This is a genomic window from Microbacterium sp. AB, assembly GCF_032878875.1.
GTDB classification, from domain to species: Bacteria; Actinomycetota; Actinomycetes; order Actinomycetales; family Microbacteriaceae; genus Microbacterium; species Microbacterium betulae.
The window spans coordinates 3,409,923-3,433,774 of sequence record NZ_CP118157.1; the positions used below are offsets into that span (position 1 = coordinate 3,409,923).

At 72.5% G+C, this 23,852-nt stretch carries 22 protein-coding genes; 8 read left to right on the plus strand and 14 right to left on the minus strand.

All coding sequences use genetic code 11. The features are described 5' to 3' along the window. Positions 1 to 8: 8 nt before the first annotated feature. The 6 genes from N8K70_RS16060 to N8K70_RS16085 all read right to left on the minus strand — a co-directional run bounded on the left by N8K70_RS16060 (position 9) and on the right by N8K70_RS16085 (position 5,574). Positions 9 to 206: a CDGSH iron-sulfur domain-containing protein gene (locus tag N8K70_RS16060; RefSeq protein ID WP_317139359.1), complete on the minus strand. Its 198-nt coding sequence runs from the start codon at positions 204 to 206 to the stop codon at positions 9 to 11. Then, on the minus strand, positions 206 to 1,258 hold the full coding sequence (locus tag N8K70_RS16065) for an iron-containing redox enzyme family protein (RefSeq protein ID WP_394357788.1): 1,053 nt from the start codon (positions 1,256 to 1,258) through the stop codon (positions 206 to 208). The genes N8K70_RS16060 and N8K70_RS16065 overlap by 1 nt, the downstream gene beginning before the upstream one ends. A gap of 133 nt (positions 1,259 to 1,391) precedes the next feature. Then, entirely contained in the window at positions 1,392 to 2,282 is an 891-nt protein-coding gene (locus tag N8K70_RS16070) for a carbohydrate ABC transporter permease (protein ID WP_317139360.1), read from the minus strand. Continuing rightward, positions 2,279 to 3,208 carry a carbohydrate ABC transporter permease gene (locus tag N8K70_RS16075; protein ID WP_317139361.1) on the minus strand — a complete coding sequence of 310 codons (930 nt, stop codon included), beginning with the start codon at positions 3,206 to 3,208 and terminating at the stop codon, positions 2,279 to 2,281. The genes N8K70_RS16070 and N8K70_RS16075 overlap by 4 nt, the downstream gene beginning before the upstream one ends. Beyond that, a complete protein-coding gene (locus tag N8K70_RS16080) occupies positions 3,208 to 4,467 on the minus strand; it encodes an ABC transporter substrate-binding protein (RefSeq protein ID WP_317139362.1) in 1,260 nt (419 codons plus the stop codon). The genes N8K70_RS16075 and N8K70_RS16080 overlap by 1 nt, the downstream gene beginning before the upstream one ends. Before the next feature lie 30 nt (positions 4,468 to 4,497). Continuing rightward, positions 4,498 to 5,574 (minus strand): nucleoside hydrolase, encoded by a 1,077-nt coding sequence (locus N8K70_RS16085; RefSeq protein WP_317139363.1) that lies wholly within the window; start codon positions 5,572 to 5,574, stop codon positions 4,498 to 4,500. A 189-nt stretch (positions 5,575 to 5,763) separates the two neighbouring features. On the opposite strand from N8K70_RS16085, the gene N8K70_RS16090 reads away from it, so the two are divergent. Next, positions 5,764 to 6,771, plus strand: coding sequence for a LacI family DNA-binding transcriptional regulator (locus N8K70_RS16090; protein ID WP_317139364.1), 1,008 nt, complete (start codon positions 5,764 to 5,766; stop codon positions 6,769 to 6,771). A 57-nt stretch (positions 6,772 to 6,828) separates the two neighbouring features. Here the strand turns inward: N8K70_RS16090 and tkt are convergent, their stop codons facing one another. Beyond that, positions 6,829 to 8,904 carry a transketolase gene (gene tkt, locus N8K70_RS16095; protein WP_317139365.1) on the minus strand — a complete coding sequence of 692 codons (2,076 nt, stop codon included), beginning with the start codon at positions 8,902 to 8,904 and terminating at the stop codon, positions 6,829 to 6,831. A gap of 166 nt (positions 8,905 to 9,070) precedes the next feature. Between tkt and N8K70_RS16100 the strand changes: the two genes are divergently transcribed. From N8K70_RS16100 to N8K70_RS16120, 5 genes are all read left to right on the plus strand, one after another. Continuing rightward, the gene (locus N8K70_RS16100; protein WP_317139366.1) at positions 9,071 to 9,826 is read left to right on the plus strand and encodes a GntR family transcriptional regulator; all 756 of its coding nucleotides are present in this window, start codon (positions 9,071 to 9,073) and stop codon (positions 9,824 to 9,826) included. Positions 9,827 to 9,830: 4 nt separating this feature from the next. Next, complete coding sequence (locus tag N8K70_RS16105; protein WP_317139367.1) at positions 9,831 to 10,283, plus strand: PTS sugar transporter subunit IIA; 453 nt, start codon at positions 9,831 to 9,833, stop codon at positions 10,281 to 10,283. Then, positions 10,280 to 10,567, plus strand: a complete 288-nt coding sequence (locus tag N8K70_RS16110; protein ID WP_317139368.1) for a PTS sugar transporter subunit IIB — start codon at positions 10,280 to 10,282, stop codon at positions 10,565 to 10,567. Before N8K70_RS16105 ends, N8K70_RS16110 begins: the two co-directional genes overlap by 4 nt. Positions 10,568 to 10,612: 45 nt before the next feature. After that, the gene (locus tag N8K70_RS16115) at positions 10,613 to 12,022 is read left to right on the plus strand and encodes a PTS ascorbate transporter subunit IIC (protein WP_317139369.1); all 1,410 of its coding nucleotides are present in this window, start codon (positions 10,613 to 10,615) and stop codon (positions 12,020 to 12,022) included. Between the two features lie 62 nt (positions 12,023 to 12,084). Continuing rightward, positions 12,085 to 12,741: an HAD-IA family hydrolase gene (locus tag N8K70_RS16120; RefSeq protein ID WP_317139370.1), complete on the plus strand. Its 657-nt coding sequence runs from the start codon at positions 12,085 to 12,087 to the stop codon at positions 12,739 to 12,741. Between the two features lie 60 nt (positions 12,742 to 12,801). Here N8K70_RS16120 and N8K70_RS16125 read toward each other — a convergent pair whose 3' ends face one another. Genes N8K70_RS16125 through N8K70_RS16150 form a run of 6 tightly spaced genes read right to left on the minus strand, consistent with a single transcriptional unit; the run spans position 12,802 to position 19,544 of the window. Next, the gene (locus N8K70_RS16125) at positions 12,802 to 14,172 is read right to left on the minus strand and encodes an aldehyde dehydrogenase family protein (RefSeq protein ID WP_317139371.1); all 1,371 of its coding nucleotides are present in this window, start codon (positions 14,170 to 14,172) and stop codon (positions 12,802 to 12,804) included. Then, a complete protein-coding gene (locus tag N8K70_RS16130) occupies positions 14,169 to 15,452 on the minus strand; it encodes a M20 family metallo-hydrolase (RefSeq protein WP_317139372.1) in 1,284 nt (427 codons plus the stop codon). The genes N8K70_RS16125 and N8K70_RS16130 overlap by 4 nt, the downstream gene beginning before the upstream one ends. A 22-nt stretch (positions 15,453 to 15,474) precedes the next feature. After that, on the minus strand, positions 15,475 to 17,169 hold the full coding sequence (locus tag N8K70_RS16135; protein WP_317139373.1) for a thiamine pyrophosphate-dependent enzyme: 1,695 nt from the start codon (positions 17,167 to 17,169) through the stop codon (positions 15,475 to 15,477). Then, positions 17,166 to 17,819 (minus strand): RraA family protein, encoded by a 654-nt coding sequence (locus N8K70_RS16140; protein WP_317139374.1) that lies wholly within the window; start codon positions 17,817 to 17,819, stop codon positions 17,166 to 17,168. Before N8K70_RS16140 ends, N8K70_RS16135 begins: the two co-directional genes overlap by 4 nt. After that, the gene (locus N8K70_RS16145; RefSeq protein ID WP_317139375.1) at positions 17,812 to 18,201 is read right to left on the minus strand and encodes a RidA family protein; all 390 of its coding nucleotides are present in this window, start codon (positions 18,199 to 18,201) and stop codon (positions 17,812 to 17,814) included. Before N8K70_RS16145 ends, N8K70_RS16140 begins: the two co-directional genes overlap by 8 nt. Beyond that, positions 18,201 to 19,544, minus strand: a complete 1,344-nt coding sequence (locus N8K70_RS16150; RefSeq protein ID WP_317139376.1) for an MFS transporter — start codon at positions 19,542 to 19,544, stop codon at positions 18,201 to 18,203. The genes N8K70_RS16145 and N8K70_RS16150 overlap by 1 nt, the downstream gene beginning before the upstream one ends. 282 nt (positions 19,545 to 19,826) lie before the next feature. On the opposite strand from N8K70_RS16150, the gene N8K70_RS16155 reads away from it, so the two are divergent. Continuing rightward, entirely contained in the window at positions 19,827 to 21,002 is a 1,176-nt protein-coding gene (locus N8K70_RS16155; protein ID WP_317139377.1) for a helix-turn-helix domain-containing protein, read from the plus strand. On the opposite strand, the gene N8K70_RS16160 is transcribed toward N8K70_RS16155, so the two are convergent. Further along, a complete protein-coding gene (locus N8K70_RS16160; protein WP_317139378.1) occupies positions 20,974 to 21,810 on the minus strand; it encodes a helix-turn-helix transcriptional regulator in 837 nt (278 codons plus the stop codon). The genes N8K70_RS16155 and N8K70_RS16160 overlap by 29 nt on opposite strands. A 74-nt stretch (positions 21,811 to 21,884) precedes the next feature. Here N8K70_RS16160 and ilvD point away from each other — a divergent pair, with 74 nt between their 5' ends. After that, the gene (ilvD, locus tag N8K70_RS16165) at positions 21,885 to 23,744 is read left to right on the plus strand and encodes a dihydroxy-acid dehydratase (protein ID WP_317139379.1); all 1,860 of its coding nucleotides are present in this window, start codon (positions 21,885 to 21,887) and stop codon (positions 23,742 to 23,744) included. The last annotated feature ends 108 nt before the right edge of the window (positions 23,745 to 23,852 follow it).

Consider the following 23,852-nt stretch of genomic DNA (forward strand, 5'->3'; position numbering starts at 1 on the left):
GGCGCGCCTCAGTCCGCGCGGAAGCCGACGGCCTTGTGCGTGCCGTCGCAGAACGGCTTGATCGCCGAGACGCCGCAGCGGCAGAGCGCGATCGTCCGGCGCCTGCGGGGGATGGGCGTCCCGTCGTCGGCGACGAGGTCGACGTCGCCGCGGACGAGCAGGGGCCCGTCGGGGCAGGCCGTGATGCGCACGGGATCGCCCGGCATCACGCGTCCAACGGCTCGGTCAGCGACGACCGACCGGCGCGCCACGCGTCCAGGATGTGCGCCCCGACCATCCCGTCGACGGCGAGGCAGGCCGCCGCGCCGAACATGATGTCGGCGAGGAGACGGGGGTCGTCCTCCGCCAGCGACCCGGCGAGGTCGCGCCCCGCGATCTGCTCGTGCACGGCGTCCGCCTCGACGTGCTCGTCGAAGTAGTCGGTCACGTCCTCCCCGAACCCGAGCCTGCGGAGCCCGTCGGCGGAGAAGCGGTTCGGGATGGACGAGGTCATCTCGAACGCGGCGAGGTGACCGACGATCGCCCCGAGCAGCCTCCGGTTGAGCCCGAACATCGACATCATGTTGAGCGAGGCGAGCGTGACGGGCGGGACGAGGTCGACGTACTCCGCATAGGAGTCGCTGAGGCCGGCGCCCCGCATGGCCTTCGCGAAGATCGCGGCGTGCACGCGCTCCGGCCGGCCGCCGCCGTACTCGTCCGACTGGATCTCCACGATCGCCGCCTTCGGACGGCCGGTGAGACGCGGGATCGCCCAGGAGTGCGGATCGGCCTCCCGCAGCGTGTAGACCGACCGCTGCACGAGGAACTCGCGTGCCTGCGCCGCCGTGGCCTTCTTCGCGAGGAAGCGGGCGAGGCTCGGGCCCGCGTCCTCGCCCGTCAGCGCGAACAGCTCCGAGGCGACCGCCTCGCGCGTGGGCGCGGGGAGCGCAGGCTGCGGGACGATGCGGCGCAGCTGCCGCTCGAAGGCGACCTCCACGACCCGGCGCGTGCGGAGGAGGGCGGGGTCCCACTCGTCGTCGGCGCCGAACGCCTCCACCGTGCCGTACATGCTGCAGTACAGCGCGAACAGCGCGACCTGGAGGTCGCCGTCGCGCACGACGTCGTCCGACGCCGCCACGGCGTCCCGCGCGGCGCGGACGAGCGCCTCCTCGCCGGGCCGGTCGTCGTCCGTCAGATACGACAGGACGCGGGCGCTGAGAGGTCCGCGGGGGTGGAACGGAGCGACCGCGGCCGTCTCCTCCGTCGTTGCGATGCTCACGACTTCCTCCATGCCTCGGCGCCGGTGCGATCCTCACGACCGCACCGGTACCCACGATCACACGGCGCCGGACGGAGCGGTACGGGCTTGACCGGGGCCGTCCCTCCCGTTACCGGCGCTCCCGCACCGCGTCTCAGCCCTTGACCGCCCCCGCCAGCGCGCCCTGGACGAAGTAGCGCTGGAAGAGCAGATAGACGATGAGGACGGGGACGGCCGACAGGAAGATGAACGCGTTCATCGGCCCGTAGTCCGTCCCGTGCTGCGCGGAGAAGCTCTGCACGGCCAACGGGATCGTCCAGTTCGACTGCGTGCGCAGCAGCGTCGTCGCCATCGCGTACTCGTTCCAGGTGGCGACGAAGTCGAGGACGAAGAGCGCCGCGAGCGCGGGCTTCGCCAGCGGGAGGACGATCTGCCGGAAGATGCGGAACGTCGAGGCCCCGTCGAGCCGTGCCGACTCCTCGAGCTCGTCGGGGATGCCGCGGAAGAACCCGTAGAGCACGAAGATCTGGTAGGGGATGCCGAACGCCAGGTACGGCAGGACGAGCCCGAACAGGGAGTCGAGCATCCCGAGCTCGAGCATCGTGCTGAACAGGGGTCCGAGGCCGATCTGGACGGGCACCATGGAGCCGATCGCGATGATCCCCAGCAGCGCGCGGGCCCCGCGGAAGCGGATGCGCGCGAGCGCGAACGCCGTCGCGGCCGCGATGAGCAGCCCGAGCGGAACCTTGACGAGGGCGACGAGGAGGCTGTTGCCCGCCGTGACCCAGAAGTCGCCGATGTCGACCGCGGAGGCGTAGTTCGACCACTCCCACGTCGAGGGCGGCGACCACATCGGCAGCGTGTTGAGGTCGGCGGGACCCTTGACCGAGGTCATGAACATGAGGAACAGCGGCAGGAACCACAGCAGGGCGGTCACGGCGAGCGCCGCCCAGAGGCCGATGCCGACGTAGTCGCGCCTCGGCGAGCGTCTCGTGCCCGCGGGCCGGGACGCGGCGTGCGCCGGGGCGATGGCCGTCGTGCTCATCGCTCCTCCTCCCTCATCGACCACGCCATGTAGGGGATGACGAGGGCGAGCGTGACGATCAGCAGCACGGTCGCGACCGCACCGCCCATGCCGAACTGGTGGTTCGCGAACGACTGCGTGTACGACCACAGCGCGAGCACCTGCGTCGACTGCGCCGGGCCGCCGCCGGTCATGCCGACGACGAGGTCGAACACCTTCAGCGCGTTGATGATCGTGAGGATGACCACGACGACCGTCGTCGGCCGGAGCGCCGGGACCGTGACGGCGCGGAACCGCTGCCACGTCGAGGCCCCGTCGACCTTCGCGGCGTCCATGAGCTCGGCGGGCACGGTCTGCAGCCCCGCGAGGAAGAGCACCATGCTGAAGCCGACCCCCTGCCAGATGCTCGCCACGAAGATCGAGGCGAGCGCGAACCGCGGGTCTCCGAGCCACGACTGCGCCCAGTCGCCCAGGCCCACGCCCGCCAGCGCCTGGTTGACGAAGCCGAGGGTGGGGTTGTAGATCCACCGCCACATCGCCGCGACCGTGATCGAGGCGAAGACGGCGGGGATGTAGAACACCGCGCGCATGAGGTTGCGGCCCACCATCCTGCGGTTGAGGCCGAGCGCGAGCAGCAGCGCGATCCCCGTGGGGATGACGAGCGACAGCACGACCCAGACGACGGAGTTGCGCAGCGCCGTCCAGAACACGGCGTCCTGGGTGAACAGGCGCACGTAGTTGTCGATGCCGACCCACCGCGGGTCGTCCGTGCGGAATCCCGACCACTCGAAGAACGACAGCCGGACGGCGTCGAGCATCGGGTAGACGAGGAACCACCCGTAGAGGACGAGCGTCGGGACGAGGTACGGCAGCGCCCGGCTGAGCCGGTGGTTCGGCGGCGTCCGCCGTCGCGTGCGCCCCTGCGTGACGAGCGTGACGGTCGCCATCAGCCGTTGGCGTCCCGATACGCCTGGAACTCGGCGCCGGCGTCGGCCGGGTCGAGGTCGCCCGTCAGCACGGAGTTCTGGATGCGCCAGTACTCCGTGGTCTCGGCCGTGGAGAAGTTCTGGTCGTTGTTCGTGTACATGCCGGCGTCCGACGCGGCGAAGACGTCGGCCCACACCGCGTTGAGGGGGTTGCTCTCGTCGACCGGCACGTCCTTGTTGACCGACAGCGCCCCCCAGTTCGATCCGGCGATCTCCTGCCCCTCCTCGGAGGTGAGGAAGTCGAGGAACGCGGCGGCCTCGTCCGGATGGTCGGTCGCGGCGTTCACGTAGTAGGCCTCGCCGAACCCGTAGAGCCGGTCGGTCCCCGTCGGGAACGGGAAGATCCCGACGTCCTCCGGGTCGAGCCCGTTGTCGACGACCTGCGCGTTGTACCACGTGCCCTCGAGCGACATGGCGGCCTGGCCCGAGAAGAACAGCTGGGCCGCGTCGTCGTTGCTGATGCCCATGAAGCCGTCGTTGAGGTACGCGTCGCCCCAGGCGGCGAGCTCCGTGAAGGCGTCGGTGACGCACGGCTCCGCGCCCCAGTCGCCGTCGCCCGTGTTGAGCTCGTCCGCGGTCTGAGCGCCGCACTCCGTCTCGACGAGGGAGTCGAGCAGGCGCATGACGTCCCAGTTGACGGTGCCGCCGAACTCGATGGGCGTGATGCCCGCGTCCACGAGCGCATCGGCCGCGTCGACGAGCTCGTCGTAGGTGGCCGGGACGTCCTCGACGCCCGCCTGCGCGAACAGCTCCTTGTTGTAGTAGATCCCCTCACCCTGCAGGGTCCACGGGACGCCGTGGAATCCGCCGTACTGCGTGATCCCGGCGAGCGATGCCGGCGTGAAGCGGTCCTCCCATCCGTACTGCGCGTAGTAGTCGGTGAGGTCGAGGCTCATCCCGACGTCGACGAGCTCGCCGCCGAGCCCGGAGCCCTCCCAGTACCAGTAGACGTCGGGGCCCGAGTCGGTCCCCGCGATCTGCCGCATGGCGTCCTTGTGCTGATCGACCGAGCGCTCCTCGACCGTGATCGTGACGTCTGCCTTCTCCTCGTACGCCGCGACGAGCGCGTCGACGGCCTCGCGCTGGTTCGGCTCCTGCGTGGTGAGCCAGACGGTCAGCTCCGTGCCGTCCGCGTCGTCCGCTCCGCCGGCGCAGCCGGCCAGCGCGGTCGCGGCGGCTGCGCCGAGGGCGACGATGCCCAGGGTCCGCGTCTTGTCCATGGTGTTGTCCGTTCTCGATGGGGTGGTGTTCTAGAGGGATGCGGGGTCGGACGCGCCGGCCCGCGGGCCGGCGCCCTGCTGCCAGCGGCCGAACTCGGCGAGCTTGAGGAAGAGGTCCTCGAACAGGAGGCGCGTGTCGACGAACGTGTAGACGCGCATCGGACGCGCCTGCGGACGCTCCTCGTAGCGGCCGTGCCCGTCCAGCGCGGGCGTCGGCATCGAGACGTGGCGGCTCGACGCGGGGTCGGCCTCGAAGAGCGACTGGAGGGCCGTGAGGAGCACGAGCGGGGAGTCGCCCAGCACGTAGGTCTCCCCCGGCCCCCGGCCCTCGCCGGCCGTGCGCGCGTTGACCGCGGCGACCTCGTCGTACAGGTACGCGCCCACGGGCCCCGTCGAGGCGACCCGCAGCCGGAGCTCCGCGTCCGAGACGATGCACTGACGGTACACGTCGCGCGGCACCTGCCAGAGGACGAGATCCGAGTCGGTGAAGACGACCTGGCCCGCGACGACGTCGATGAGGAGGTTGTACTCCACCGGCATCGCGTCCGGCGGCGGCACGGCGAGGCCGTCGTGCTCCCGGCCGCCGATCCAGATCACGGTCATCCGCTCCGCGATGCGCGGTTCGAGGAGCCAGGCGGAGGCGAGGTCGGTGAGGCCGCCTCCGGCCACGTAGTAGAGAGGGCGATCGTCGTCGCGCAGCGCCTCGGCGACGATCGCGTCCGCGGCCGGGGACCGCTGCGGCGTGCGGCGGTCGGCGAGCGGGGCGTTCGCCCCCTCGTGGATGACCTCCGTCGAGGCGAGGCCGAGCCGGGAGAACACGTCGTGCAGGACGCGCACCGCGTTGCCGGCCGTGCGCGGACCGGCGTCGAAGGGATCGCCCTCCCGGAGGTGCGAGCCGATGACCGCCCGGATCTCCACGCCGGGCGACAGCAGGTGGTGGACGAGCTGGAAGAGGTCGTCGGGGTCGCCCGAGAAGTCGTTGTCGACGATCACGCGCGCACGGGGAGCGCCGGGGAACGGGACGGCCCGCCACGGCTGCGCGCCGAGTCGCCAGCGCCTTTCGGCGGGGACGTGCTCGCGAGGTGCGGATTCTGGGATCAGCGTCATCGATGACTCTCTTCCGGGGTTCACGCCTGCGGGAACCGGTTGACCAATTGGGGTTACGATAACCTACAAGATGGGTGATCGTAAACCCATAGCCTGGAACTCGGTGACGTCTCATCGTGGCCGGCGGCGCGAGGGGGCGAGCGGATGGGCGGAGCGTCGAAGGCGGCCCGCCGCGCGAGCATGTCGGACGTGGCACGCCTGGCCGGGGTCTCCGCGCAGACCGTCTCCCGCTTCTTCACCGGCGTCGGATACGTCCATGCCGACACGCGCGAGCGCATCTCGGCGGCGGTCGACGAGCTCGGGTACCGGCCGAACCACGCCGCGCGCAATCTGCGGTCGCGCCGATCGGACTCCGTCGGCGTGCTCTCGATGGGCGGGTTGAACCACGGCACGGCGACCCTGCTGACGGGCCTCAGCGAGACGGCCCGGGCCGTCGGGTTCGACCTCTCCACGACGCATCTGGACCTCGACTTCGCCGCGGAGGGATGGCAGGAGGAGGCGCGCCGGTCGCTGGAGCGCTTCCTCTCGATCCAGGTGGACGGCATCATCGTGGCGACCCCCGTCCTCGGCGTCGAGGAGGTCTTCCCGGACCCCGGCGACCCGACCCCGCTGCTGACGATCTCCGAACGTCCCCACGGCGGCCTGGCGTCGGCGAGCATGCACTCCCACGGCGCTGGCGTGCAGGCGACCGAGCACCTCCTCTCGCTCGGCCACACGCGCGTCCTCCACGTCGCGGGGCCGCGGACGCGCAACGAGGCGTTCGAGCGCGAGCGCGGCTACCGCGAGGCGATGGCGGCGGCGGGGCTCGAGCCCCTCGTCGCCGAGGGCGCGCGGGACTGGACGGCGGAGTCCGGCTTCCTCGCGGCCCGGTCACTGGACCCCTCGTCGTTCACCGCGGTCTTCGCCGCGAACGACGAGCTCGCGCTCGGCGTCATGAGCGCGATGTCCGCCCGCGGCCTGACGGCGCCCGCGGACTTCTCCATCGTCGGCGTCGACGACATGCCGTCATCGGCCTTCTTCTCGCCGCCCCTGACATCCGTGCGCCTCGACTTCCGCCGGCTCGGCCGCGAGGCGTTCCGGCTGCTCCACCGGCTCATCCGGGACGACGCGTCGCCCGAGCGCGTCGTCGTGGAGCCCGAGCTCGTGGTCCGCGGCTCCACGGCGCGACGCCCCGGCGCCGCCCGGGCACGCGGATGACGGGATCGGCCCGGTTCCGCGTGCGAACCGGGTCGATCCCGTCATCCGAACGGGCCGTCAGGCGGTCGCGCGGGCGACGGTCGCGCGCAGCGCGTCCACGACCCGCTCCACGGTCATCCCGCGCGCTCTCAGCGCCTCGTCGGCCGGAGCGGACAGACCGAACTCGTCGATCCCCACGATCACGCCGTCCGGCCCCGCGACGTCGTGCCATCCGAAGCTCGCCGCCGCCTCCACGACGACGCGGGCCGTGACGGCGGCGGGGAGGACGTCCTCGCGGTAGCCCGCGTCCTGCGCCGCGAACCACTCCCGGCTGGGCATGGAGACCACGCGCACCCGCACGCCCTCCGCGGCGAGACGCTCCGCGGCCTCCAGGGCGAGGGCCAGCTCGCTCCCCGTGGCGACGACGACCGCATCGGGCTCCGCGACGTCGACGACGGCGTACGCGCCGCGGCGCACGCCGGCCTCGACCGTCTCGTACGGGACGTCGAGGACCGGCACGCCCTGCCGCCCGAGGACCAGCCCCGCCGGCTCGCGCCGGTCGAGCAGCGCGCTCCACGCGGCGACGGTCTCGTTCGCGTCCGCGGGACGGACGACGGCGAGGCCGGGGATGGCGCGCAGCGAGGCGAGATGCTCGATCGGCTGATGGGTCGGCCCGTCCTGCCCGAGGGCGACGGAGTCGTGCGACCACACGTAGGTCACGGGGAGCCCCATGAGCGCGGCGAGGCGGATGGCGGGGCGCTGGTAGTCGCTGAAGACGAGGAACGTGCCGCCGAAGACCCGCCACCCTCCCGCGAGCGCGATGCCGTTCATGGCGCTCGCCATCGCGTGCTCGCGCACGCCCCAGTGGATGTTGCGCCCCCGGAGGTCGCCGAGCCCCGTCGCGGGCGGGAGGAAGGACCCGCCGCCGTGGATGGCCGTGCGGTTGGGCTCGGCGAGGTCCGCCGATCCGCCCCACAGGCCGGGCACGTGGGCGGCGATCGCCTGGATCGCGGCCCCCGACGCGTCGCGCGTCGAGACCGAGGCGCCGGCGGCGTACCGGGGCAGCGCGGCGGACAGCGCCGCGGGCGTCTCGCCCGCGCGGAACGCGGCGTGCGCCGCGGCGCGCTCCGGGTCGAGGGCCGCCCACGCGGCGCGGCGCGCGTCCCACTCGACGTGCAGGGCCGCCCCGCGGGCACGCACCGGCTCCACGCCCGCGAGGACATCGGCCGGCACGGCGAACGGCGGCGCGTCGACGCCGAGGACCTCGCGCAGCGCGCGCGTCTCGGAGGCCCCGAGCGGGGCTCCGTGCGACGCCGCGGTCCCGACGGCGCCGGGCGCCGGGAAGGCGATCTGCGAGGAGAGGACGACGAGACGGGGCATCCCCTCCCTCACGGGCGAGCGGAGGGCGCGGTCGAGCGCCGGGAGGTCGACGTCGCCGTCGGCGCCGAGCGGGACGCGGGAGACGTCCCAGCCCTGCGCGGCGAATCGCGCCGCCGTGTCCTCGGAGCTCGTCAGCCGCGTGTCGCCCTCGATCTGGATGTCGTTGTCGTCGTACACGACCGTGAGGTTGTCGAGGCCGAGACGGCCGGCGAGCGCGCCGGCCTCGTACGAGAGCCCCTCCTGCAGGTCGCCGTCGGAGGCGAGGACCCAGACGCGGCGGTCGAAGACCGACGCCCCGGGTGCCGCGTCGACGTCGAACCCGGCGCGCTCGTGGGCGAACGCCATCGCCATCCCGACGGCCGTGGCGAGTCCCTGGCCCAGCGGGCCCGTGGTCGTCTCGACGCCGGGGGTGTGACCGTGCTCGGGATGACCCGGCGTGCGGGAGCCGAGCGTGCGGAAGGCGCGGAGGTCGTCGAGAGAGACGTCGTACCCGCTCAGGAAGAGCTGCGTGTAGAGGAGGATGCTCGCGTGCCCGCACGACAGCACGAAGCGGTCGCGCCCCTCCCATTCCGGGTCGGCGGGGTCGTGGCGGATGTGCGAGCGGAACAGCAGCGTCGCCACGGGAGCGAGCGCGATCGCCGTCCCCGGATGGCCGGACGCGGCGTTGTCCACGGCGTCGGCCGCGAGCAGCCTCGCCGTCGTGACGGTCTGCGGATCGACGAGCCCGCCCCACGTCTGCAGGGCGATGGCGGTCTTCTCGGGCGTCGTGGTCATGGGTCACCTTCCGTTGAAGTGATTATGACGTCATGATGACTTCCTGCGCAAAATCCGCTGACCCAGCGGGTTCATCCCCCACTTGCGAACAACGTGCCCGCCATGTCATCATGACGACATAACCACTGGATCCCGCGATGCCGCGGCGGGCGGCGAGGAGGCAGCCATGGCGAGCACGACAGGCACGAGCAAGTACCGCGCCGTCCGCGACAGCCTGCTGGAGCGCATCTCGTCGATGCGCGTCGGCGACAGGCTCCCGTCGGAGACCGTGCTCTGCGACGAGTTCGAGGTGAGCCGGATCACGCTGCGGCACGCCGTCGACGGGCTCGTGCAGGACGGAAGGCTCATCCGCGAGCACGGCCGCGGCACGTTCGTCAGCGCCCCCAGGCCCGGCGTGCACTACCCCGAGCGCTTCGCCGACGTCGTGACGGGCTTCCACCGGCAGCAGACCTCCGCCGGCCACACCGTCACCACGCGCGTGCTGCGGCAGGAGCTCGTGCCCGCGGGCGAGAAGGTCGCGCGCCTCCTCGACCTGCCGGTGGGCGGCAGCGTCGTGGAGCTCGTCCGCCTGCGCTACGTGAACGGGCAGCTCCACCAGCACGTCGTCACCTATCTGCCCTACGAGCGGTTCCCCGAGACGGTGACGACCGACTTCACGAGCGGATCGCTCTACGACCACCTCCACGAGCGGTACGGCGTCACCCTGACGCGCAACGACCTCACCGTGCGCGTGGAGGAGGCGACCCCCGACGTGGCCCTCAACCTCGACGTGGAGGTCGGCCTCCGTCTGCTCAGCGTCGCGTCGACGGTCCTCGACGCCGACGAGAGGCCCGTCGCGTTCGGCACGGCCCGGCACACGCCGCTCAACAGCGAGATCGACCTCAGCCTGCGGATGGCAGGCCCCGCTCCCCAGGAGGCATGACCCGATGCTGACCACCCATCTGCGCGACGAGGACCTGCTCTTCGCCGAAGACCTCGCCGGCTGGCGCGATGCGATCGAGCTCGTGTCGCACCCGCTCCTCGCGCGCGGCGACATCGAGCGCGCCTACGTCGACGCCATGATCGAGTCGATCGCGGCGGGCGGGACGTACATCGACCTCGGCTACGGGATCGCGCTCGCCCACGCGCGGCCGGAGCACGGGGTCGTGCGCACGGCCCTCTCGGCGCTGTGGGTGCGCCCCGCCGTGCTGCTGGGCGACGAGCCGGAGCATCCCATCTCCCTGTTCTTCTGCCTCGCGGCGGCCGACTCGTCGAGCCACCTCGCCGCCCTGGCGTCCCTCGGGGAGCTGCTCTCGGACGACTCCGCAAGGGAATCCCTCCTTGCGGCCCACGACACCGCCGGAGCCCTGGCGGTCCTCACGGCAGGAGAGACACGATGACGAAGTTCCTCGCGGTCTGCAGCACCGGACTCGGCAGCAGCTTCATGGTGCACATGAACATCGAGAAGGTCCTGGGGGAGCTCGGCATCGGCGGCGTCGACGTCGACCACGCCGACCTCGGCTCCGTCTCGCGCGGCGACGCCGACGCGGTCTTCGTCGGCCGCGACATCGCGGAGGCCGCCCAGGGTCTCGGCGACGTCGTCGTGCTCGACAGCATCATCGATCTCGGCGAGCTGCGCGGCAAGGTGGCCGAGGCCGCCCGCCGCCACGGACTCACCGACTGACCCCTCCCGGCCGCGGCCGGGACACACGGAAGGAATGCATCTGCCATGGATGCGGTACTCGATGTCCTCCTGGACATCTTCACGAAGCCGGCGGTGATCGTCGCGCTCATCGCCCTCATCGGGCTCGCCGTCCAGGGCAAGCCCTTCAGCGACGTCCTCAAGGGGACGGTCAGGACCCTCGTCGGCTTCCTCGTCCTCGCGGCGGGCGCCGGGGTGGTCGTGGGCGCCCTCGACCCGTTCGGCGAGATGTTCCAGCACGCGTTCGACGTGCAGGGCGTCGTGCCGAACAACGAGGCGATCGTGGCGCAGGTGCTGCTCGACTACGGGTCGGCGGCGGCGCTGATCTTCTTCTTCGGGATGATCGTCAACATCGTCCTGGCCGCGACGACGCGGTTCAAGTACGTCTACCTGTCGGGGCACGTGGCCTTCTACATCGCCGCGATGTTCGCCGTCATCCTCGGCGTGGCCGGGTTCGAGCCCTGGGCCGTCGTGCTCTGGGGCTCGCTCGCCCAGGGCGTCTACATGGTCGTCTCGCCCGCGCTCGTCCAGCCGTTCATGCGCCGCGTCACGGGCGGCGACGACGTCGCCCTCGGCCACACGGGCGGCACCGGCATCGCCCTGGGCGGCCTCGTCGCCCTGCTCACGCGCGGGAAGGGGACGTCCAAGTCCACGGAGGACCTCGACCTCCCCAAGGGGCTCGGCTTCCTCCGCGACACGACGGTCATCGTCGCCCTCTCGATGGCGTTGATCTACATCGTCGTGGGGCTCTTCGCCGGAGCGCCCTACATCGAGGGCGAGCTGTCGGACGGAGAGAACTTCATCGTCTACCTGGTCATCCTCGCCGCGACGTTCTCCGGAGGGGTCTTCATCATCCTCGCCGGCGTGCGCGTCGTGCTGGCCGAGATCGTCCCCGCCTTCAAGGGCGTCTCGGAGCGCCTCGTGAAGAACGCCAAGCCCGCCCTCGACGTCCCGATCGTGTTCACCTTCGCGCCGAACGCCGTGCTCATCGGCTTCCTCGCGAGCTTCGTCGGCGGCATCGTCGGGATGCTCGGGATGGTCGCCCTCGGCACGACGATCGTCATCCCCGGCGTCGTCGCCCACTTCATGACGGGGGCCGCCGCCGGCGTCATCGGCAACGCCGCGGGCGGACGCCGCGGAGCCGTCCTCAGCGCGTTCGTGAACGGCCTCGCGATCACCTTCCTGCCGCTCCTCCTGCTCCCCGTCCTCGGGGACATCGGGTTCGCCAACTCGACGTTCTCCGACGCCGACTACGGGGTGTTCGGCCTCCTCCTCGGCGGGCTCTCCGCGGCGGGCGGGCAGATCGCCATCGTCGTCGGCATCGTCGCGTCCCTCGTCGTGCTGTACGTGCTCACGTTCGCGCTGCGCCGGCGCGATGCCGCCGCCTCGGCCGACGACGGGTCCGCCGCCGACGCCGAGAGGCCGGCACGGCGCTGAGGATCGATACGATGCGTGCGGGGCGGGCATCGCCTCGCACGCATCGGAACGGAGCACCCGAGTTGACCACACGACGCTTCCCCGTCGACGGCATCCTCTTCGACTGCGACGGCGTCCTCGTCGACTCGCTGGAGCCCGCGGCGATCGCGTGGGACGCCTGGGCCGCGCGCTACTCCCCCGGCTACGACTTCCGCTCGCAGATCGCGCACGGCGTGCGCGCCGCCGACACGGTCGCCGGGCTGGTCGAGCCACAGGTCTTCGACGAGGCCGTCGCGGCGCTCGAAGAGGAGGAGGTCCTCGGCGCGGCCGCCACCCGGCCCATCCCCGGGGCGGTCGCGCTGACGACGTCGATCCCTCTCGGCCGCTGGGCGGTCGTCACCTCCGCCGCACGACGTCTCGCCGTCGCACGGCTCGCCGCAGCGGGGCATCCCGCGCCGTCGGCGCTCGTCACGGCGGACGACGTCGAGCACGGCAAGCCCCATCCCGACCCGTACCTGCGGGGCGCCGAGGCGCTGCGCGTCCCCGTGCACGCGTGCGCCGTCTTCGAGGACGCGCCCGCGGGCGTTCGCGCCGCGCGGGCGGCGGGCGCCGGCCTCGTCGTCGGCGTGGGCGACCATCTCGAGGGCGAGCCGGTCGACGCCCACGTCGACGACCTGTCGGCGGCCGCCTACGAGGACGGCGCGATCCTCATCCGCACCGCACCGGCCGAGGCCGCCTGACGACGTCCGCGGGCATCGCTCGCGGCCCGAGGCGAGACGGACGAGCCCGCGCCGGCCGCCCTACCCCAGCGTGCGGACGAGCTTGTGGTTGGCGAACTCCCGGAGACCGTGGTCGCCGAGCTCGCGGCCGATGCCGGAGGCCTTGACCCCGCCGAAGGGCGTGTCCGGCTGGGTGACCGACGGCCCGTTCACGGCGACCATGCCGACGTCGAGCTCCGCGATCACCCGCTCCAGCGCGCCCCTGTCGGCGCCGAAGACGACGCTGCCCAGACCGTACGGCGTGTCGTTCGCGAGATCGATCGCCTCGTCGACCGAGTGCACGCGATGGACGACCGCGACGGGCCCGAAGATCTCCTCGCGGTACGCGCGGGCCGAGGCGGGGACGTCCACGAGCACGGTCGGCTCGACGAACGCGCCGGGCCGCTCCAGGCGGCGTCCGCCCACGAGGGCGCGCGCGCCGTGCGCGAGGGCGTCGTCCACCTGCTCGACGACGCGGCGCGCCGCCGCCTCCGAGGACAGGGGGCCCATGTCGACGTCGTCGGAGGGATCCCCCACGGTCAGGCGGTTGACGCCCGCCGCGAAGGCCGTCGTGAACCGGTCGTAGACCTCGTCGAGCACGATGAAGCGCTTGGAGGCGGTGCAGGCCTGGCCGGCGTTCTGCATGCGCCCGAAGACCGCGGCCTCCACGGCGGCGTCCAGGTCGGCGTCGGCCAGGACGATGAACGGATCGGACCCCCCGAGCTCGAGCACGACCTTCTTCCCGGCGGCGCCCGCGGCCGCCGCCACGGCGCGTCCGGCGCGCTCCGAGCCCGTGAGGGAGACGCCCTGCACCTCGGGCCGCGCGATGAGGTCGGCGATCTGCGCCTCCGTCGCGTGGATCCGCGTGTGCGCGCCGGCGGGGAAGCCGGCCTCGGCGAGGACCGCGTCGAACGCCTCGGCCGACTCGGGGCACGCGGGCGCGGGCTTCAGGAGGACGGTGTTCCCGAGGAGCAGATTGGGCGCGGAGAGGCGCGCGACCTGGTAGTACGGGTAGTTCCAGGGCATGATGCCGAGGACGACGCCGACGGGCGCCGTCCGCACGACGGCCTCCCCCGGGCTCGTGTCGATGCGGTGATCGGCGAGGACGGCCGGGCCGCGGTCGGCGTAGTGCGCGAAGATCGCCGCCACCAGATCGACCTCCGCGAGCGCCTGCGCGGTGGGCTTGCCCATCTCCCGCGTCGCGATCGCCGCGAGGCGCTCCCGCTCGCGGCGGAAGACGCGCGCGGCCTCCCTCAGGTGTCCGGCGCGCTCCGCCACGGTGCGCCTCCGCCACGCCCGGTACGCGGCGTCGGCCGCGGTCACGGCCGTGCCGAGCTCGTCGTCGGTCGCCGTGGGGTAGGCGCGGAGCGTCCGCCCCGACGCGGGGTCGGTCACGGCGTAGCGGGCCGTCATGCCGCCTCCTCAGGGTTCAGCTGCCCCGCCGCGAGACGGGCGACGACGTCGGTGAGCACATCGAGCCCCGCGAGCATGTCGTCGTCGCGCGTGTGCTCGCCCTCGTTGTGCGAGACGCCCTCGACCGAGGGCACGAAGAGCATGACCGTGGGGACGCGCTCCTTCATGTTGATCGAATCGTGCCCGGCGACCGTGAGGATCTCCGTCGAGGCGTGCCCGCGATCGCGGGCGCTGCGCCGCGCGAGCTCCACGCCCTCGGGCTGATAGGGGTTGACTCCCCAGGAGTGCGACAGCCTCGCCTCCACGTCCACCCCGGCCTCTGCGCGGATGCGATCGAGCTCCGCGGCGAGGCGGGCGTCGGCCTCGGCGAGCACGCCCTCGTCCGGTGTCCGCAGGTCCAGCAGGAGCGAGACGCGCGAGGCGACGACGACGGGCGAGTTGGGGTACACGTCGAGCTTTCCCACCGCGGTGTGCAGGACGCCGGGGAACTCGTCGGCGAGCCGTCGGGCGAAGGCGACGAGGAGCGACGCCCCGAAGAGCGCGTCCCGCCGGTCCGCCATGACCGTGGCGCCCGAATGGGCCTGCTCGCCCTCGACGACGATCTCGTACTTGCTCGCCGCCCAGCTCGCCGTGACGAGCCCGATGGTGATGCCCCCGTTCTCCAGGAGACGCCCCTGCTCGATGTGGATCTCGGCCGAGCACGCCGCCGATGGCCCGTCGCCGTCACCGGTCATCCCCGTGCCCGCGAGCGCGTCCCGCACGCTGACGCCGTCCCGGTCGCGCGTCTCCAGCGCGTCCTCCAGCGGGAGGACTCCCGTGTAGACGCTCGAGCCCATCATCGACGGGACGAACCGGGACCCCTCCTCGTTGAACCAGTTGACGACGGCGAGGTTGAACCTCGGCGTCTCACCCGAGGCGCGCCAGCGGCGGGCGAGCCGGAAGGCGGCATGCGCCGCGGCCAGCACGCCGTACGCGCCGTCGAAGCGCCCCGCCGTCGGCTGCGAGTCCATGTGCGACCCGACCAGGACGTACGGCGCGCCCGGGGTCGGCTCGAGGAGGCCGAACTGGTTGCCGATCCGGTCGTACTCGACGCGCAGTCCCTCCGCCTCGAGGAGGCCGGCGAGCCAGCGACGCTGCGCGATGTCCGCGGCGGTCGCCGCCTGACGGTCGACGCCGCCGCGCGCGGTGGCTCCGAAGCCGCTCATCGTCTCGAAGTCCTGCAGGAAGGCGACGTCGGCGGTCTGCGCCTCCGGTCCGTGGGCGAAGACGGATGTGTTCATGCGCTGATACTCCTCGTGTGGCTCACGCTGCGGACGACGGGGAACGGACGCCGGGGTCCTGCCGCACGTGCAGCACGGCCGGCAGGCCGCTCGCCCGTGCCCGCCGATACGCATCGCGGAACTGCGATGTGCGGGTGATGGTCTCGCCGAAGGCTCCGAACGATCGGCCGTAGGCGGCGAAGTCCGGGTTCGTCAGGTGCGTCCCGGACGGCCGGCCGGGGTAGTGGGCCTCCTGGTGCTCGCGGATCGTCGCGTACACGCCGTTGTCGACGACGACCGCCACGAACGCGGCCCCGTATCCGACGGCGGTGGCGATCTCCTGCCCGTTCATGAGGAAGCAGCCGTCTCCGGCCACCGAGACGACCTCCCGGCGGGGGAACGCGAGCGCTGCGGCGACCGCCGCCGGGATGCCCATCCCCATGGCGCCGTTGCGCGGAGCGACCAGCGTCGCGGTGCGGTGGTGCGGGAGGTATCGCGCCGCCCACAGCGCGTGGTTGCCGGCGCCGTACGTGATCACGGCGTCCCGGGTCAGCTCCTCCCGCAGCACCGCCATGATCCCCGTCAGGTCGGCGTACCCGTCCTCGGCGTCCTCTCGGAGGACGGGGCGGGAGAACGCCCGGTGGGCGTCGACGGCCGAGGCGAGGCGGTCGGCGCCGTGGACGTCGCGCCCTCCCGCGGGGTCGAGCGTCTCCAGGCCGCGGACGAAGGCGACCGGATCCGACACGATGACCTGGTCGACGCGACCGCCGTGGCCCTTCGGCTCGGACGGCAGCACGAGCACGGTCTCCGCCTGCTGGCCGAGCGTGTAGCCGTCGCTGAGCACATCGGTGCGCGCCGTGCCGACGAAGACCGCGAGATCCGCGTCGTCCAGGAGCGCCGCCGCGGCGTCCGCCCGTCCGTAGCCCAGGGCTCCGGCGTAGGCGCTCCGCCCGTCCGCGAGCGCATGCGGGATCGCGTCGTACGCGCGGAAGTCGGCCAGGACGGGGATCCGGTGCGTCAGCGCCCACCCGTGCAGAGCGGCGCCCGCGTCGTCCGTCCAGCCCTCTCCGCCGACGACGAGCACGGGGCGGTCGGCGGCGTGCAGGCGAGCGGCCAGCTCGGCCAGGTCCGCCCGCGACGGCCCGCCCTGCGCCGTCGCCGCGGGCCCGACCGTGCCCTCGCCCCCCGCGGAGAGCCGCAGGACGTCCTCGGGAAGCCCCACCACGACGGGGCCCGGACGCCCCGATCGCGCGATCCGGAAGGCCTCCGACACGACGCGGGCCGCCGAAGCCGGGTCGTCCACGCTCACGACGTGCTTCGCCGTGCTGCCGAACCATCCCGTGAGGTCGAACTCCTGGAACGCCTCGCGCCCCCGGTCGGCGACGGGGATGAGACCGATGAACAGCACCAGCGGCGTCGCGTCCTGCCAGGCCGTGTGGACGGCGATGAACGCGTTCGCCGCGCCCGGGCCGCGCGTGACGAGGGCGACGCCCGGCACGCCGGTGAGACGTCCCTCCGCGAGCGCCATGAAGCCCGCTCCCCCCTCCTGACGCGTCACGACGGTCTCGATGACGGAGTCGTGCAGCCCGTCGAGCACGTCGAGGTACGACTCCCCCGGCACGCCGTACACGCGCCTCACGCCCTCGCGCTCGAGCTGGGCGACGATGAGGTGGCCTGCGGACCGGCCGGGCGCGGGCGCTTCGGCTTCGAGCGGAGGCCGGGGGTCGATCGCGGTCATCGTCCGATTCCTTCCCTGCGGGGGCCGAGCGCGAGGAGCTCGGCGAGCGGATCTCCGCCGGCGATCCGGCGGAGGAGGTCGGGCTCGCGCTCGTCGGCGCGGCGCGCGGCGTCGAGGACGCCGGGATCGAATCGCTCCGGGTCGAGGACGACGACGCCGTTCTCGTCGCCGGCCACGACGTCGCCCGGACGGACCAGGACGCCGCCGATCTCCACCGTGCCGCCGGACGTCGCGGCGGACGAGCCGATCGCCTTCGTCGTGAGCGCCGTCGTCCCGGTGGCGTAGACGGGCAGGCCGGATGCGGCGAGCGCGGACAGATCGGTCACGGGCCCGTCGACGACGATGCCCGCCGCGCCGCGCGCGACCGCGGCCGCGACGGTGACCGCGCCGACCGGCGCGTGCCGGCCGCCGCGCACGCGGACGACCAGCACCTCGCCGTGCGCGAGCCCGACGAGCGCGCGGTTGACGGCGATCGCGTCCGGCTCCACGAGGTCGACGGTCACGGCGACGCCGGCCATGCGTCCTGCCGGCGCGACGCGCCGGATGCGCGGAGCGCAGAAGCCCTCCTCGCAGAGGTGCCCGATCGTCGCGAGCTCGACGTCGTCGAGCCCGGACAGAAGCCGCCTCCGCCTCGCCGCCGGATCACTCATCCCCGCTCTCCTTCACGACCGCGACGCAGTCGATCTCGAGCGAGACGCCCCACAGATCGACGCACACGGTCGTGCGCGCCGGCAGCGCGGCGCCGAAATGCTCGCGGTAGACGCGATTGTACGTGTCGAGGACGGAGGGATCCGCGAGGTAGCCGTTGACCTTGACGACGTGGTCGAGATCGCTCCCCGCCGCCCGGAGGACGGCGCCGAGATTCGTCAGCGCACGGTCGAGCTGGGCGGCGAACCCCTCCGGCACGGATCCGTCCTCCGCCGTCGGGAGCTGTCCGGACGTGTACACGAAGCCGTTCGCGACGACCGCCGGGGAGAACGCCCCGACGGGCCCGGCGACGCCGGGTGCGGCGGCGATCCTCGTGAGCGGCATCAGGCGCCGGCGTCCGTCGCCTCGGCGTGGTCGATGCTCTTGCCCAGCCCCTCGGCCAGCAGGAGCAGCGCGACGAACGACAGCACGGCCGCCCCGCCGATGTACCAGGCGATGGACGAGCTCTCCCCCGTCAGATCCAGCAGCCAGACCGTGATCGCCGGCGTGATCGCCGATCCGAGCAGCCCCGACAGCATGTACGCCACCGAGAGTCCGGAGTACCGGACCTTGGAGCCGAAGAGCTCGGCCAGGAACGTCGCGATCGGTCCGTAGTTCGCGGAGAACGCGAGCATCATGAGGGCGTAGGCCAGGAAGACCCCCCAGAGCTGCCCCGTGTTCATGAGCCAGAAGAACGGGAAGGCGAGCAGCGCCTCCGCGAGGATCCCCGCGGCGATGACGGGCTTGCGCCCCACCCTGTCGGAGAGGCGGCCGAACGCCGGGATCCCGACGAAGGCGACGAGGCAGGCGACGAGCACGGCCCACAGCATGGTGTTGTTCGAGTGACCCAGAGCGGTCGTGCCGTAGTTCACGCCGGAGGTGACGAGCAGGGTGAAGGTGGAGCCCGTCGACAGCGTCGCGATGCCGCCCACGATGACCTGCTTCCCGTACCGGCGGAGGAGGTGCGCGAAGGGCAGCTTCGCCTTCGCCCCCGCCTCCCGCACCGCCTGGAAGCTCGGCGTCTCCTCGATGTTGAGCCGGATGTAGATCCCCACCCCGACGAGCACGGCGGAGACGAGGAACGGGACGCGCCAGCCCCAGCTGATCAGGGCCTCGTCGGAGACGAAGGCCGTCACGATCAGGAACGCGAGGTTGGCGAGGAGCGTGCCGGCGGGGACGCCGATCTGCACGAGCGACCCGTAGAAGCCGCGGCGCTCGTGCGGGGAGTGCTCGACCGTCATGAGCACGGCGCCTCCCCACTCGCCGCCGAGCGCGAGCCCCTGGATGAGGCGCAGCGAGAGGAGGATGAGCGGTGCGGCGACGCCGATCGTGGCGAAGTCGGGCACGAGCCCGATCGCGAACGTCGCCGCGCCCATCGCGATGAGCGAGACGAGCAGCATCGACTTGCGGCCGATGCGGTCGCCGAAGTGCCCGAAGAGCACGGCGCCGACGATGCGGGCGAGGTACGCCGACGCGAAGGTCAGGAACGCGAGGATCGTCCCCAGCGCCGCGTCGAGGTCGGGGAAGAAGACCCGGTTGAACACGAGGGCCGACGCCGTTCCGAACAGGAACAGGTCGTACCACTCGACGGTGGTGCCGATCACGCTCGCGAAGGCGATCTTCTTCATCTTCTGCGAGTCGAGACGGCCTGAGCCGGGGATCGCGGGGGTGGCGGCATCGACAGTCATGTCGTTCCTTCGAGGATGGGGGGCGGGTGGGATGGACGCTGGGAGCAACCCTGCCCAAGACCGCGAGGGATGGCCATCGCCAATCGCACAGCGTTCGTGCCGTGCGTTATGGATCCGCACAATCATCGGCTTCCGCGCGGACGGCCGCCTGTGGCACGATGGCCGTCGACACCCTCGGAGATCCGCGTGATCCCGGGCTCGAGAAGACATCGACGCGCGGCCGGCACGCGGGGGAATCTCGTGTATCCGTCACATTACGCTGGCGTAAAGAACAGGAGACCCGTGAACGAATCCAGACCAGGAGCGGACGAGACCGCCTGGCACGCCCTCCTCGGACGCCTCATGAGCGACCACCCCGCGCTCGTCGACGACTTCCTGCAGCGGTTCTCGCAGCGCGGCCTCTACGGGGACGTGGCCCTGCCGGAGGAGGACCTGCGGGCCGCGGCCTCGCGATCGCTCGAGCTGCTCATCCGGCAGCTCAGCGGCCTTCCGCTGACGCCCGCGCTGCGGTCCGCCCCGCAGGAGCTCGGGGTCGCGCGCGCCCGCCAGGGTGTGGCGAGGGACATGCTCATGGACGCCGTCCGCCTCGACTTCCGCGTGCTCTGGTCCGGTCTCGTCCGCGCGTGCGGCGACGAGTCCGCCGACCTGCTCGTCCGCCACGCCGAGGAGGTCCTGACGACGGTGGAGCGCTACGTCGGCGACGTGCAGAGCGCGTTCCTCGACGAACAGGCCGAGCTCGCGCGCGACACGAGGGTCGGCGTCCGTCGCGCGCTCGCGCGCCTCATGTCCGCGGAGCCGGCGGACCTCGACGTCGTCGCCGGAGAGGTCGGCGCCGTCATCGGCATGCCCGTGGGCGGCCGGTTCGAGGTCGTCTACAACCCGGCGGATGCGGCCGACCGGGCGCGGCGCATCGTCTCGGCGACGTTCCGGGACCACGAGTATCTGGCGGTGGACCTCGACGAGGGGACGCTGTTCGTGAGGGACCACGACGCCGCGACGCCCCTCGCCATCCCCCTCGCGCCCGTGCGGGGAGGCGTCGTCGCCGCGACCGGGGGACTGCGCGAGCTCCCCGCGTCGATCCGCCTGGCCCGGCTGATCGCGCACCATGCGTCCGATCGCCTCGCGACGGAACAGGACGTCTGGCTCGGGATCGCGCACGACGCCGTCGCACACCTGCCGACGGTCCGGCTCGCCCTCGGCGGGCTCTCGGCGCTCGACGCCGCCGACCGCCGTCTTCTCGTCGACACCGTCGTGCGCTACTGCGAGACCGGATCCATCAAGCAGACCGCCGCCGATCTCTACTGCCACAGGAACACGGTCGTCAACAGGATCCATCGCTTCGAAGAGCTCACCGGCCTCGACGTCGCCGTCCCCCTCGACGCGACGAAGGCGCTCGTCGCGCTCGGGGACGAGGCGGCGCACGTGCTTCTCAGCCGCCCCCGCCCGAGGTTCGCATGACGGGGTCGTGCGCGCCCTCGGCGACCGCCGGCACGTACATCACGACGTGGAGGTCCGCGGCGTCCGAGGGCACGACCCGATGGTGCTCGAAGGCGAGCGGACCGGCCTCGCGGTGCACGAAGACGCGCCGACGCGAGGCGAAGCGCTCGACGGCGAGCTCCGACCACTGCTCGCGGAAGTCGGCGCTCGCCTCCCGCAGGCGGTCGACGACGGCCCTGTGCCGCGGGGAGCCCAGGCGCACGCCGGACTCCGCCCGGAACTCGGCGAGGAAGAGGCGGCTGTCCCGCTCCCAGTCCGGGAGCATCTCCCGCAGCTGCGGGTCGGTGTAGATGAGCCAGAGCAGGTTGCGGTCCTCCGCGGCGAGCGCGGCGATCCGCGGGTAGAGCCACGCGTACGGCGCGTTCCACCCGGCGATCGCCCAGTCGGTCGCGACGACGAACGCGGGGAACGGCAGGGCGTCCACCAGCCGCTGCAGATGGTCCGGCACGCTCTCGTGCTCCGGCGCGGCGGGGGCGTCGTCCCGCTCGGCGAGGGCGAAGACGTACTCCCTCTCCGCCGACGTGAGGTCGAGGACCCGTGACACCGCGGTGAGGACCTGCCGGGAGACGTTGATGTCGCGCCCCTGCTCGAGCCACGTGTACCAGGTGCCGCTCACTCCCGACAGCGTGGCGACCTCTTCGCGGCTGAGCCCGACGTCGCTGCGGCGGCTCGTGAGGGGGAGGCCGAGCGCCGTGCGGCTCATCGCGCGCCGCCTGCTGGCGAGGAACTCGCCGAGCTGCTCGCGCCGGGGGCTGCGCGGCCGGATCATCCTGCGATGATACTGGGAGCACCCCTACTTCCCGTAGCTCCCCTGGCCGGATCGGATCGTGGCGGAATGGGATCATGCCCCCGCTCCGCTCACGCACGATCACCCACGGCCGCAACATGGCGGGAGCCCGCGCTCTGCTCCGCGCCGCCGGAGTCCCCGGCGCGGACATCGGGCGGAAGCCGATCATCGCCGTCGCCAACTCCTTCACCGAGTTCGTCCCCGGGCACACGCACCTCGCGCCCGTCGGGCGCATCGTGTCCGACGCGATCACGGCGGCGGGCGGCGTCCCGCGCGAGTTCAACACGATCGCCGTCGACGACGGCATCGCGATGGGCCACGGCGGGATGCTGTACTCGCTGCCCTCGCGCGACCTCATCGCCGACTCGGTGGAGTACATGGTGAACGCGCACTGCGCCGACGCGCTCGTGTGCATCTCCAACTGCGACAAGATCACGCCCGGCATGCTGCTCGCCGCCCTCCGGCTGAACATCCCGACGGTGTTCGTGTCGGGCGGGCCGATGGAGTCGGGGCGCGCGACGCTCGTCGACGGCTCCGTCCGCACGCTCGATCTCGTGGACGCCATCTCGGAGGCCGTCAACGAGAACGTCTCGGATGCCGACATCCAGCGGATCGAGGAGTCGGCCTGCCCCACGTGCGGGTCGTGCTCTGGCATGTTCACGGCGAACTCGATGAACTGCCTCACGGAGGCCATCGGGCTCTCGCTCCCGGGCAACGGCTCCGTGCTCGCCACGCACACCGCTCGCCGCGCGCTCTACGAGAAGGCGGGCTCGCTCGTCGTCGACATCACGCGCCGGTACTACGACGAGGACGACGCCTCGGTGCTGCCCCGGAGCATCGCCACACCCGCGGCGTTCGGGAACGCCATGGCGCTCGACATCGCCATGGGCGGATCGACCAACACGATCCTGCACCTCCTCGCCGCGGCGCACGAGGCCGGCGTCGCCTTCGGGCTCGACGAGATCGACGCCGTGTCACGCCGCGTGCCGTGCCTCGCGAAGGTCGCGCCGAACCCCGCATACGGGCGGATGTACTACATGGAGGACGTCCATCGCGCCGGCGGGATCCCGGCCCTTCTCGGCGAGCTGCGCCGTGCGGGGCTCCTCGACGACGCCGTGCACACCGTGCACGCGCAGACGCTCGGGGCCTGGCTCGACGAGTGGGACGTCCGCGGCGGCTCGGCGAGCGCGGAGGCCGTCGAGCTCTGGCACGCCGGGCCCGGCGGCGTGCGCTCGTCGACCGCCTTCTCGCAGTCGGCGCGCTGGGAGGAGCTCGACCTCGACGCCGAGGGCGGCTGCATCCGCGACGCGGCGCACGCGTACTCGACGGACGGCGGCCTCGCCGTGCTGCGCGGCAACATCGCCGTCGACGGCGCCGTCGTGAAGACGGCGGGCGTCGACCCGTCGATCTGGACCTTCTCGGGTCCGGCGGTCGTGTGCGAGTCGCAGGACGAGGCCGTCGAGAAGATCCTGAACAAGAGGGTCGGAGAGGGCGACGTCGTCGTCATCCGCTACGAGGGGCCGAAGGGCGGGCCGGGCATGCAGGAGATGCTCTACCCGACGTCGTTCCTCAAGGGACGCGGCCTCGGCAAGACGTGCGCGCTCATCACGGACGGCCGCTTCTCCGGCGGGACGTCCGGGCTCTCCATCGGGCACGTCTCGCCCGAGGCCGCGGCGGGCGGGCTCATCGCCCTCGTCGAGGACGGCGACATCGTCTCGATCGACATCCCGACGCGCGCCCTCTCGCTCGACGTCGCCCCCGAGGAGCTCGACCGGCGCCGCGCCGCGCTCGAGGCGGGCGGCGGCTACCGCCCGAGGGACCGCGTCCGGGCGGTGTCGCCGGCGCTGCGCGCCTACGCCGCCTTCGCGCAGTCCGCCGACAAGGGCGCCGTACGCGTCGTGCCGGAGACCGTCTGAGACGTTTGTGGGGGGAAAGTGCCGTTTTCCGTTCCGGGAAAGCGGCACTTTCCCCCCACAAACGGACGGGGGCGGACGCCCCCCGGGATCACGCGCCCGTGCGCCGGT